Origin of the sequence: Alcanivorax profundi, assembly GCF_003597125.1 — a bacterium.
GTDB lineage: Bacteria > Pseudomonadota > Gammaproteobacteria > Pseudomonadales > Alcanivoracaceae > Alcanivorax > Alcanivorax profundi.
The window spans coordinates 154,889-166,559 of sequence record NZ_QYYA01000002.1 but is presented as its reverse complement, the minus strand read 5'-3'; the positions used below and the strand labels follow the sequence as shown (position 1 = coordinate 166,559).

The window sequence follows — 11,671 nt, the reverse complement described above, 5'->3', positions numbered from 1 at the left end:
TCTGTACCCTGGTGATGCCACCTGTGGGAGCTTGCCTGCAAGCGATTCTCTCCCACATCGCCTGCAGGCAGGCTCCCACACACAAATAGAAAACACCCTGCAAGGAGAGTCGGTTCTTCGCTCGCTCACCTTGCGGGCGTTCCTTCGCTACGCTCGCTGGCGGCGCGATCCCGGACCAAGATCAAAAGCATTTTCACCAAAGAGGGCACAAAGGGTACTGAGGAAAGACGGCTGTTCTCTGTGGGCGATTCCCGTTAATCCGCGATGTGCCTTTTGTTTTTTTGGGGGGCGTTACTGGGGTGGAGCTTAGGCTCGATCCATGGGGAAGCTGATGACCTGATCGATGCGGCCGGCCTTTTGTTGTGCCATGAGCAATCTTTCTACCCCCATGGCCACGCCGCTGCAGTCTGGGAGGCCGTGATTCATGGCTGCGAGCAGGTGAGTGTCCGGAGCCATGGGGGGGAATCCCTGCTGTTTTCGCACGGCGTTGTCCTGCTGAAAGCGGCGCGATTGCTCCTGCGGGTCGGTGAGCTCCTGGTAGCCGTTGGCCAGCTCCAGCCCGCGGTAATAGATCTCGAAGCGTCTTGCGACCAGTGCGCCGTCACTGTCCTCATGGGTTTGTGCCAGCGCGGCGGCCCAGCCGGGGAAGTCACTGACCACCGAGAGCTGGTCGACAGGCAGGGTGGTTTCGACCTGTGTCGCCATCAAGTAATCCACTGCCGCGGTTTTTTCCAGACCTGCCGGGGCGCCATGATGCTCGGCGCATTTTCTCAAGGCTTCGTCTGTGGCGGTCAGGGGGTCCAGGCCGGTGGCCTGCAGGAAGAGGGAGCGGAAGCGATAGTGCTGACGGCAGGCATCCGGAAACAGCTCGGCCAGCAGCGCCAGGCACTCGTCGATCAGCTCCTTGAGCGCAAAGCCGGGGCGGTACCACTCCAGCATGGTGAATTCCGGGTTGTGTCTCCCTCCGGCTTCGCCATCTCTGAATGCCTTGCAGGTCTGGTAGATCGGTCCACTGCCGGCGGCCAGCAGGCGCTTCATGTGATACTCGGGGGAGCTCTGCAAATAGCCGTAGCCGGGTACCGGTATGCACTGGATGTGGGGGTCGCTGACGCCGAAGTGCGCCAGTTGTGGGGTGTCCACTTCCAGCACTTTGCGGGCATCAAAAAAGGCGCGCACCGTGCCTAGCAGCTCGGCGCGCGCCTTGATGGCCTCGAGGGAGGCGGTGGGGAGCCAGTCGCTCACGCCTAGCTCTTGATGCGGCCCACGTAGTCACCGGTACGGGTGTCGACCTTGACGATTTCTCCGGTCTGAACAAACAGCGGAACACGGACCACTGCACCGGTGGTCAGGGTGGCAGGCTTGCCGCCAGTGCCCGCGGTGTCGCCCTTCAGGCCCGGGTCGGTTTCCACGATTTCCAGTTCCACGAAATTGGGGGGGGAAACGGACAGCGGCTCGCCGTTGTAGAGGGTGATCTCGCACACGTCCTCTTCTTTGAGCCACAGCTTGGCATCGCCCACGGCGGCCTCATCGGCGGCTTTCTGTTCGAAGGTGGTCTGGTCCATGAAGTGCCAGAACTCGCCATCGGCATACAGATACTGCATGGACACGTCCATGACATCGGCACCTTCCAGAGAGTCGCCAGACTTGAAGGTGCGCTCCCAGACCTTGCCGGATTTCAGGTTGCGTAGCTTGACGCGATTGAAGGCCTGGCCCTTGCCGGGCTTCACAAATTCGTTCTCGATGATGGCGCAGGGGTCGCCGTCGAGCATGACTTTCAAGCCAGACTTGAATTCACTGGTAGAATAGTTGGCCATAAATAATGTTCCAAAGGTTGATGTATGGCATTGGAAAGGCTGGCAATGATAACGCAGGACGCGCCCGGTTGGGAGTTACCCGACTGGCGGCGTCAGCAGGCCGATCTGATCACGGATCCGGCGGAGCTGCTGTCAATGCTGGGATTGGCAGCGGATGCATTGCCCGAACAGCTGGCGGCGGCCCGGGATTTCCCGCTGCGGGTGCCCCGTGCCTATGCGGCGTTGATGACGCCCGGTGACCCGGATGATCCCCTGTTGCGGCAGGTCATGAGCGTGCCGGAAGAGCTGCTGGAGCAGCCGGGGTACACCGCCGACCCGTTGGACGAGTCCGATCACACCCCGGTGCCTGGCCTGCTGCACAAGTATCACGGTCGCGCCCTGCTGGTGGTGACGGGCGCCTGTGCGGTGCACTGCCGCTACTGCTTCCGCCGGCATTTCCCTTACCAGACCCATCTGAGCGGCAAGCGCTGGGAGCAGGCTCTGGCATGGTTGTCAGAGCGGCCGGATATCAACGAGGTGATTCTCAGTGGCGGTGACCCTCTGACGCTCAACAACCGTCGCCTCGGGCAGTTGCTGGAGGGGCTCGCCGCACTCCCGCATCTGGTGCGGTTGCGGGTTCACAGCCGGACCCCGGTGGTGATTCCGGAGCGCCTGGACGACGGATTGCTGGCGCTGATGGCCGACCCGCGCTGGCGATCGGTACTGGTGTTGCACGCCAATCATCCCCGGGAGCTGTCGCCGTCGCTGCTGGAGCGTACCCGGCAGTGGCAGCGGGCCGGCATCACGCTGCTGAATCAGAGCGTGTTACTGGCGGGGGTCAACGATGACCTTGAGACGCTGGTGAGACTGTCTGAGCGTCTCCATGAGGGGGGGATTATGCCGTATTACCTGCACCTTCTGGACAAGGTTCAGGGGGCGGCCCATTTTGCCGTGTCGGATGATCAGGCAAGGGGCCTGCATCACCAGTTGCGCGGTCGTTTGCCGGGCTTTCTGGTTCCGCGGTTGTCCAGGGAAGAGCCGGGTGAGGCGGCCAAAACGGTGCTCGCTGGCTGAAAGCCTGAAATAGCAAGAACTTGCGACATTTACAGTCATGTAACTGTGTCGTAAAGTCATGTGACACAGGACTCATAATAAGGAACCCGGTTTGGCGCCTCGCATGCGCTGGCTTCTGGCCCGCAGGGGGAATAGGTGCTACGCAAAGGGTTTCTCAACAAGAACCCGCAGGTAGCCTGGATGCCGCCGAGATAAGGACTATCTTCATGGAGCAACCAGCCCAGACGGTACGGTTGAAACTGCCCGAGCAGGACTTGCCGCACCTGACGCTAGGCGCTGACCAGCCAAAAAAATTGCAGCAGTGGGTAGACGCTCTGCCGGTAATGAACATGGGGGAAACGGCCAAGCAGCTGTACCAGTTCATTCAGGAGCTAAATCGCTTGCCGCTGGATTCCAAGGTGCGCTTCCAGTTACTGGAAATTGTCCGCCCTTCTATTCTGCACGTCTGCCAGTCCCTCCAGAAACATTACCTGAACCAGGCTCTGGTGCTACCGGAGAAGGCTCGCCGGGTGGCGAGCCTGGCTCAGGCGTTGCAAGGGCATCTCGCCAACGGCTATAAGCTGGTTTCTGTCCGGGCGGTGCGTCGTTTTGGCGACAAGGCCGCCCGTAAATCCATCACTATTTCGATTCACCGAGCGATTTCTGCGCTTGGCGACACTTTGCTGCGCTGTTATCAGTTGTATTTCCCCAGCCCTCGTAACCTCTGGCTGGAGTTGCATCAGCTGTTCTTGTTGGCAGAGCTTCACGGTATTGCCGATAGTCCGGTTGAAGATGTGGGGGGCGAGTCTACGATTCAAGCGGCGTATGCGCGCTGTTTGCTGCTGGCAACAAGCAAACCCAATCAATTGCGCCAGCAGGAGCTGGCGTTAGTGTATCAAGGGGCATACAGCTGGGCGTCACTGGTCTCCATCCGTGAGGCCAGCAGCGACGACGACTTGTTTGTGTTTGACCTGCAAGCCGACCGTCCACCGGTTTACCGGACCCATGCATCGCAGGCTTCTGAAAGCTGGCGTTACATCGATTCTGCGAAACTGACCGAAGCTATGTTGGCCTGGCGCAGTGATCCGGATGAGGAGACCCTGGCGGTACCGAAGGGGCTGGAAGAAGGATTGATGGATCACCTGCAACAGGTCTGGGGCGCACTTACCGAACGCGCATTCAAGCGGATGCCGGAGAATGGTGAAGTCGAGCTTTGCTTCGGGCTGGTGGGGGTGCACTACTTTCTTTCTGGCAAGGTGCCCTTTGAGGCTATCGTCGAACGAGGCAATCTTTCGGTGCTGGGCGAAGAGGAAGAAAATAACCCTTTCCTGCTGAACATCAAGATGACCTCCAAGGAAAAGCAGCATAAGTCAGACCCTTGGGCGTCGGCGTATCAGTCTGACTTCGTCGGTGAAACCATTGAGATGGATAGCTCTACCGGCAGTAAAGCGGCAGAAGTGCGATTGCCTGAGAGCTATCACTGTCAAAAGGTCAATGCCAGTCCGGGAGGCTACTGCCTCTCCTGGCAGGGGAATACCCCCAGTCTGCTTCGCACCGGAGAATTACTGGCGCTTCGCGACAGTACGCATAGCCAGTGGATGCTGGCGGTGGTTCGCTGGGTGACGCAGTTGCCAAACCACGGTGCCCGTTTTGGTGTGGAGCTGCTGGCGCCAGGCGGGCGGCCTGTGGCGGCCCGGGCGCTGCGCAAACAGGGACAGGAAAGTGATTACATGCGCGCCATCCTGTTGCCAGAATTGTCGGCGGTAGGGCAACCTGCCACCTTGTTGCTCCCTACCGTAGGTTTTAATGAGGGGGTGAAGGTGGAATTGGTTGAGCAAGGTGAGCCCAGTCGCGTACAGTTGCTGCGACGCGTGCAGGGGGCATCAGGGTTCAGTCAGTATCCGTTTCGGGATTTGGCGGCGCCTGCGACTCCCCCACCGAAGCCGCCTTCCGAGGACGGTGAGGACGATGAACTGGATTCTATCTGGTCCAGCCTATAATAATAAAAGAGGGTGGCGGATACCGGCACCTGAATACTGAATTTGCCGTGAGGATGCGGCAACTGAAGTTGTTCTGCCATGGGTCAGGTGCTTCCCTTGTGCTGGGTGTATGGGTTTCCATGCTTCGGCTGTTCGGAAGTTGCCATAACAGGATTGTTCGACGGTATGGCAGACAGAAGTGGTGACTGACCCATGAGCTATGCCCTGGACAACCTGCGTTTGCTGATCGCCCATGATTCACAGGACGAGGCGGAGCAGTTGATCAATATGCTCCGGAATGCGGGCAGGGCCACCCGGGCGCAGTTGGCTCTGGGAGAAGATGACCTGCTGCGGGCACTTAAAGCCGGCGCATGGGAGTTAATGCTGTGCCGCCCTACCTTTGGTGATGGCACCTTCGAGAGTGCCATGGGGCACCTCAATCGGTTGGGGAAGGCGATCCCCGTTATCCTGCTTGAAGATGATTTTTCCGCCAAGACCCTCAAGGCGGGCCTGGAAATGGGCGCCCGTAGTGTTGCGCCAGCAGGTGACCGTGAGTTGCTGGCTCTTATGGTCGATCGTGTTATCGAATATGTGCGTGTCCGCAAAGAGCTGCAGCATTCCGAGATCGCCCTGCACGATGCCGAGAAGCGCCTTTCCCTGCTGATGGATCAAAGCCGCGATGCCATTGCCTATGTGCTGGACGGCATGCATATCCACGCCAACGATAACTATGTCGGCATGTTTGGCTACGAGAATCCTGACGATTTGGCCGGTGTCCCGATCATGGACATGGTGTCGGCCGCAGATCATGACAAGTTGAAGAAGTTTCTCCGCAGCCGCGCTCAGGATGAAAACCAGACCCAGGAGTTGGAGTGCAAGGGGGTGAACACCAATGGTGAAGAGTTTGATGCCACTTTCACCTTTTCCCCCAGTACCTATGACGGAGAGACTTGCACCCAGATTGTGATTCGTACTTCTGGTGTGGATCAAAATGATCTGGAAGAGCGTCTTCAGGAGATGAGTCAGAAAGACCAGGTCACGGGGCTGTTCAGCCGATCCTGGTTTGTCGACCAGCTTGATGATGCCGTTGCTGCAGCGGCCCGTGATAGCCAACTGGCGGCGGTGCTCTACCTGCGTCTTGATGATTTTGAACACCATCAATCATCGCTTGGGATCGATGGTGCGGACGATATTTTACGTGCGGTGGCGCAGTGGTTGCCCTCGGAAATCGCGGAGGCCTGTCTGGCGAGAGTCGACGGCGAGGATTTTGCCGTGTTGTTGCCGGTGGAAGATACCGACCAAGCGGCTGAGCTTGCGGAAAGACTGCGAACCGGGGTTGAAACCTTGATGCCGGAAGTGTCCGCCCGCACCGTGCAGATCACTGCCAGTGTGGGGGTGTCATTCGTGCGCGAAGATGCGCGCAGCAGTCAGGATACCCTGACTACTGCTCTCAAGTGTTGTAATCAGGCGCAGAGAGATAACGAGGGCAAAGGCAACAGCGTCAAGGTGCATGACCCCATGGATGAAGTGGCGGCAGGTTCTTCGGAGGCCATTGCCATGCAGCTTCGTCAGGCGCTTGAGCAGGGTGGGTTCAAGCTGCACTACCAGCCCCTGATGAGCCTTGAAGATGATGGCGAGCATATGTTCGAGGTGTTCGTAAGCCTGCCCCAGAAACAGGGCGATGTGCTGCAAGCGAAGGACTTCATGCCTGTCGCGTCGGAACAGGGGCTTGCGGGGACGGTGGATCGTTGGGTTGTTCTGAATGCCATGCGGGCCGCGGCGGCAATGACGGTTCCAGTCAAACTGGTCTTCAATATCAATGGCAGTTCCCTGGCAGATGCCTCTCTGGTTGATTGGCTGCTCAAGGCCATGAAAGCAGCAAAGATGGATGGCGGCTCACTGGTTTTCCAGCTGACGGAAGGGGATGCAACAACCTACCTCAAACAGGCAGGCGTCTTCGCGCAAAAGGTAAAGAGTGCAGGCTGTGGGGTGTCAATCAGCCGTTTCGGTGGGGGGCTGGATCCGTTCAAGCTGTTCCAGCACATTCCGGCTACCATGGTGAAATTCGAGGGTTCCTTTACCCAGGAGCTGTCCAAGGCAGAAGGCCGTCAACGTCTCGCCGAGATCGTCAAACAGGTCAAAGAAGGGCATCGCAAAACCGTCATCGGGTTTGTGGAATCCGCGGCCCAGATGCAGGCCCTGTGGACTCTGGGCGGGGTGGATTACCTGCAAGGGTTCTATCTGCAAGCGCCGATGGATAGCTTGCAGATCCCGGAAACAGCGTAAAAGGCAGTTAACAGTTAACAGTTAACAGCGACGCGGGCGAGGTTGTCTGTTGGTAGAAGCAAAGAGGCCGCGCCCAAACCATGGGCGCGGCCTCTTTCGTTTCAGGTTAATGCCACGTTTCGTCGCGCAGCTGTCAACTGCTCTTGAGTAGCTCAGCCTGGTCCTTGTCCCGCACGCCGATCAAATACAGGATACCGTCCAGTCCCAGGGTGGAGATGGCTTGTTCGGCGTTTTGTTTGACCAGGGGTTTGGCGCGGAAGGCGATGCCCAGGCCGGCTTCGCCGAGCATGGGCAGGTCGTTGGCGCCGTCGCCGACGGCGATCGCCTGTTCCAGGCTGATACCTTCCTGGGCGGCGATTTCCCGCAGCAGCTCGGCTTTGCGTTGGCCGTTGACGATCTGGCCGACCACCCGGCCGGTAACCTTGCCGTCTTCGATTTCCAGTTCGTTGGCGTGGACATAATCAATGCCCAGCAAATCCTGTAACCAGTGCCCGAACCAGGTAAAGCCGCCAGAGAGGATGGCAGTACGATAACCCAGCGCGCGCAGTGTGCTCACCAGGCGTTGGGCGCCTTCGGTGAGCTGGATGCGCTCGCGCACCCGTTCCAGGGCGCCTTCATCCAGACCTTTAAGCAGGGCGACACGGGCAGAGAAGCTCTCATTGAAGTCCAGTTCTCCGCGCATGGCGCGCTCAGTAATTTCTGCCACCTGATCGCCTACTCCTGCTTCCACGGCAAGTTCATCAATCACTTCAGAGCGAATCAGGGTGGAGTCCATATCGAAGACTACCAGTCGGCGATTGCGGCGGTAGGCATTGTCGCGCTGGAACGCGATATCCATGTTCTGTTCGTTGGCGATCCCCAGGAAGGCGGCACGCATGGCGGAGGCGTCCCTGGGCTCGCCACGCACCGAAATCTCAATGCAGGCCCGGTTGTCTTCGTTCAGGGATTCGCCTTCCAGATGCACGCGCCCGGATAACCGGGTAATGCTGTCGATATTCAGGTCGTTGTCAGCCACGGTCGCGGTCACCGCGGCCAGCTGCTCGGCGGTAATCTTGCGGGCCAGCAGCGTGATGATATGGCGATCTTTACCTTGTCCAGCCACCCACTCTTCGTAGCGGTCCTCGTCGATGGGGCGGAAGCGCACATTGATGTTCAGTTTGTGGGCCTCGAAGAGCACATCTTTGAGTACCGCAGAGGAATCTGCGTCCTTGGGGGTTTCCACCAGCATGCCCAGTGACAGGGTGTCGTGGATCACTGCCTGGCCAATATCAAGAATGTTGAGCCGGTAACGGGCCAGAATCCGGGTGAAGGCGGCAGTCAGGCCGGGGCGGTCACTGCCGGATACCTGAATCAGAATGATCTCGCGCACGCAGGGGGCTCCAGTGGCTGAACTCAAACGAAGGGAAGCAGACCGCTCCCGGTAAAAACCGCGTAAGAGTAGCAGATATCTGCCGCCTGACATACGCCAACACCCAGCAGACCCGCGTAGGTGTTATGTCAGCTTGCAGTGCCCGGTTCCGTCAGGAGCGGTGTTGTCATCCCGGTCAACGCAAAGTCGTCCGGTCAGGGTATACTCCGGGCCAGACAAAACCGGATGGAAACCCCTATGTCCCTTTGGGAGCAATGGCGATCATGGATCGGTCGTCAACACACGCTGCTGCGCGAATTGATCCTGATGCTGCTGGCGATGCTGGTGGTGGGGATTTACTTTCTCGAACACTTTTCCGCGCGCCTGGAAGAGGAGCGCGAAGTGCAACTGTTGGCGCTGGCAGAGCAGACCGCCAAACGGGCCGCCGAAGCGCTGGCCAGTGAAGATTCCATCAGCATTAACCTGATCGGGCGTGAGACCGTGGCGCTGGAGCCTGTGGCCGGAATCCGCTTCCAGAATCCGGCAGAAGTTCAGGTCGGACTGGCGGGGTTGAGTGAGTCGACCCTCAGGGTATCGGTGCCGGTGGCCTTGCCTGATGGAGAGTTGGCGGGAAGTCTGACTTTGCTCGGCGATGATACGCTTATCCCGCGTCAACAGATTGAGGCGGGTTTTGTGCTTGCCGTGCTGTGTGTGTTGCTGTTGCGCCTGGCATTCACTGTGGCGCGTGAGCGCCTTGTGCCTCCGGTGCCACTCGCTGTGCCAGAGTCGCAGGCTATACCTTGCAACGAGTCGAATGCGGACCCTGCGCTTTACCGACAGGAAGGGGGAGTGGCAGGCCTGGCGTTGCCCAACTCTGAGGATGTCTCGGCACAGTTGCGGATCAGCATTGTGAATTTCGAATCTATTCGCCAGCGTTTCACGCAGGATGCGCTTGACGATGTGCTGGCGGATTATCAGCAGATTCTGGTTCGGGCGGCTGGAATATACGGTGGTCAGGTCAGTGTTCCTGTAGGTAAGCAGGCGGCGGTTGTGTTCACTCAGCAGCCGCCTTCCCAGGCTGGCTTTGCCGCATTATGTTCCGGTCTGCTGTTTCTGCGTGTCGTGCGGCTGCTGGCGGCACAGCGAAAGGAGGCCGGCCAGATGACCCTGGAATTCAAGGCGCTGATGACCACGGACAACGATCAAGATGAGGCCTGGTCTTTGTGTGTCGCGGGTGTGCCTGGTCGTTTGCATGTACCAGAAACACAATTGTCCAGCACAGAGCTGGATGTGAAAGCACTGTATCAGCCAGAGAAAGCGCAAGTGGTTATCGCCGGGGATCATCGCGTGCGCCTGCAGCCTGTGGAGCAGTTGGCGCACCGGTACCAGATGTTGTTACGGACTCAGGCGGAGACGCTGGTATCCGAGGCCGGGGAGGCCACCGGGCCCAGCAAATAGCGCTGCATGGCCTCGGAGACACGCGTTGACAGGTCTGGAATGCCGGTATTGCCGAACAGCCGGTTGAATTCCAGGATATAGGGGTGGCCATCCACCATGGCTACATCAAAACCCGCGTGGTTGATGTCCAGATACCGTGCCAGTCCCGACACCAGTGATAATGCCGCTTCTGGCACAGGGAGGTCGGTGCGAACGCGGCCGCCCTGGCTGACGTTATTGAGAAAGCCGGACCCTTCCCGCCAGTAGCTGGCCACGATCTCTTCACCGACAACCACAATCCTCAGATCGCGGACGATCGGCAGCAGTGTCTGCACGTAAAGTACGGATTCGCGTTCGGCATACTCATACAGTTGCTGACGGTTTTCGATCATCCACACGCCCATTCCCTGACTGGAGCGGACCGATTTGGCGACAAACGGAAATGACCATTGATCCAGAATCTGGCTCAGGCCGTAGCTGTCCGCGCTGGTGATCAGCGTTGCCGGTATGTGATCGGGGCAAGCGGTTTGCAGGGCACGGGTCATTTCCACCTTGTCATGGCCAAGGTGGTAGCTGCTCATACTGGGAAAAATGCGCCGTTTCAGAACGTAGTGAAGGCTATGTATCTGCCAATACCCGGGAAATAGCAACCAGTCAGCCGCTGCCAGCTCTTCACGGTGCTGCTGCATGTGTTCAGGCTTGATATAACGGACGCCGGGCAGGCCCAGGGTGCGAAAAGGGTCAAAGGTAACCAGCTTCACGGATGGCATCTCAGGTAAGGTGCGCTTTTTTAATCAGCTTTGACTGGCGGGTCAATCATTATCTGTCGTGATTCGCCCTTGGCAGGGGAGGGCGCTGCGGCTAGCCTTGCTCGACAAAATACTTTGGGAGAGTCGTCGTGACCATGCCGACATTGGAAAGTGATCTGATTCTGGTGAAAAACACCGAATCTGTAATGGAAATTACCCTGAACCGCCCGGACAAGCTCAATGCCCTGAGCAGTGTCATGTACTGGGATCTGGTCAAGCTGCTCAAGGCAGCGGAAGAGAGCGATGATATCCGTGTGGTGTTGTTCAGTGGTGAGGGCAAGTCCTTCAGTGCCGGTAACGACCTGGTGGATTTCCTCAATGCTGCGCCCGGCGAAGCCCCGGCTGCTGCCGCATTTATCGAAGCTATCCATGATTTCCCCAAGGTGGTAGTGGCCGCTGTGCAGGGGAATGCAGTCGGCGTGGGGACCACCATGCTGCTGCACATGGATCTGGTGGTGGCCTCCGAAGACGCCAAGTTCATCACTCCTTTTGCGGATTTGGGCGCGGTGCCAGAAGCCGGCTCTGCCAAGCTGATTCCTGCCTGGCTGGGTTATCAGCGGGCCGCTCGCCTGCTGCTGTTGTGTGAGCCGATGCTGGCACAGGAAGCCTACGAAACCGGGCTGGTGGCCAAGGTGGTGAAACGTGAAGAGCTGGAGGCCACCGCACGCAACTGGGCCGTGGCACTGGCGAAGAAACCGCCCCGCGCTCTGCGCGAGAGCAAGCGCCTGATGCGCGAGTCCATCAACAAGCCCCTTTACGAAGTGGTGAAGGAAGATCTTGCCTTGTTCGGTGACCTGCTGCAGGGCGACGAAGCCAAGGCCGTTATCGCGGCCATGCTGAGCAAGAGTAAAGGCTAAGAGCCGTTGAAAGTTTAAACGCGGTATGGCTCGGCGGGGTTTGCCTCGCCGTGCCCGCGATTCAGGGGCTTGGTCGCGGGAGCGACACCTGACCTGCTGCCGATTTACC

The 11,671-nt window shown here is 58.7% G+C and carries 9 protein-coding genes; 5 read left to right on the top strand and 4 right to left on the bottom strand.

Translation table 11 applies throughout. From position 1 onward, the window contains the following. Positions 1-306: 306 nt before the first annotated feature. Positions 307-1,242 (bottom strand): EF-P lysine aminoacylase EpmA, encoded by a 936-nt coding sequence (epmA, locus tag D4A39_RS06015; RefSeq protein ID WP_022985369.1) that lies wholly within the window; start codon positions 1,240-1,242, stop codon positions 307-309. A gap of 2 nt (positions 1,243-1,244) precedes the next feature. Continuing rightward, a complete protein-coding gene (gene efp, locus D4A39_RS06010; RefSeq protein WP_022985368.1) occupies positions 1,245-1,814 on the bottom strand; it encodes an elongation factor P in 570 nt (189 codons plus the stop codon). A gap of 45 nt (positions 1,815-1,859) precedes the next feature. Here efp and epmB point away from each other — a divergent pair, with 45 nt between their 5' ends. The 3 genes from epmB (at position 1,860) to D4A39_RS05995 (ending at position 7,111) form a co-directional block, all read left to right on the top strand. Then, complete coding sequence (gene epmB, locus D4A39_RS06005) at positions 1,860-2,867, top strand: EF-P beta-lysylation protein EpmB (protein WP_031226451.1); 1,008 nt, start codon at positions 1,860-1,862, stop codon at positions 2,865-2,867. Between the two features lie 206 nt (positions 2,868-3,073). Next, entirely contained in the window at positions 3,074-4,846 is a 1,773-nt protein-coding gene (locus tag D4A39_RS06000) for a cyclic-di-GMP receptor FimW-related protein (RefSeq protein WP_022985366.1), read from the top strand. A 192-nt stretch (positions 4,847-5,038) separates the two neighbouring features. Beyond that, positions 5,039-7,111 carry an EAL domain-containing response regulator gene (locus D4A39_RS05995; RefSeq protein ID WP_022985365.1) on the top strand — a complete coding sequence of 691 codons (2,073 nt, stop codon included), beginning with the start codon at positions 5,039-5,041 and terminating at the stop codon, positions 7,109-7,111. Positions 7,112-7,244: 133 nt separating this feature from the next. Here the strand turns inward: D4A39_RS05995 and serB are convergent, their stop codons facing one another. Beyond that, the gene (gene serB, locus D4A39_RS05990) at positions 7,245-8,480 is read right to left on the bottom strand and encodes a phosphoserine phosphatase SerB (protein ID WP_022985364.1); all 1,236 of its coding nucleotides are present in this window, start codon (positions 8,478-8,480) and stop codon (positions 7,245-7,247) included. Between the two features lie 237 nt (positions 8,481-8,717). Between serB and D4A39_RS05985 the strand changes: the two genes are divergently transcribed. Then, positions 8,718-9,917, top strand: coding sequence for a hypothetical protein (locus tag D4A39_RS05985; protein ID WP_022985363.1), 1,200 nt, complete (start codon positions 8,718-8,720; stop codon positions 9,915-9,917). On the opposite strand, the gene D4A39_RS05980 is transcribed toward D4A39_RS05985, so the two are convergent. After that, entirely contained in the window at positions 9,863-10,666 is an 804-nt protein-coding gene (locus D4A39_RS05980; RefSeq protein WP_022985362.1) for an ATP-grasp domain-containing protein, read from the bottom strand. The genes D4A39_RS05985 and D4A39_RS05980 overlap by 55 nt on opposite strands. Before the next feature lie 134 nt (positions 10,667-10,800). On the opposite strand from D4A39_RS05980, the gene D4A39_RS05975 reads away from it, so the two are divergent. Further along, the gene (locus D4A39_RS05975) at positions 10,801-11,562 is read left to right on the top strand and encodes an enoyl-CoA hydratase-related protein (RefSeq protein WP_031226449.1); all 762 of its coding nucleotides are present in this window, start codon (positions 10,801-10,803) and stop codon (positions 11,560-11,562) included. The last annotated feature ends 109 nt before the right edge of the window (positions 11,563-11,671 follow it).

Bases quoted from the DNA above. Each gene is read 5' to 3' on its own strand.
- efp (WP_022985368.1), bottom strand. From the start codon at position 1,814: ATGGCCAACTATTCTACCAGTGAATTCAAGTCTGGCTTGAAAGTCATG.
- D4A39_RS06000 (WP_022985366.1), top strand. From the start codon at position 3,074: ATGGAGCAACCAGCCCAGACGGTACGGTTGAAACTGCCCGAGCAGGAC.
- epmB (WP_031226451.1), top strand. From the start codon at position 1,860: ATGATAACGCAGGACGCGCCCGGTTGGGAGTTACCCGACTGGCGGCGT.
- D4A39_RS05985 (WP_022985363.1), top strand. From the start codon at position 8,718: ATGTCCCTTTGGGAGCAATGGCGATCATGGATCGGTCGTCAACACACG.
- D4A39_RS05995 (WP_022985365.1), top strand. From the start codon at position 5,039: ATGAGCTATGCCCTGGACAACCTGCGTTTGCTGATCGCCCATGATTCA.
- D4A39_RS05975 (WP_031226449.1), top strand. From the start codon at position 10,801: ATGCCGACATTGGAAAGTGATCTGATTCTGGTGAAAAACACCGAATCT.
- D4A39_RS05980 (WP_022985362.1), bottom strand. From the start codon at position 10,666: ATGCCATCCGTGAAGCTGGTTACCTTTGACCCTTTTCGCACCCTGGGC.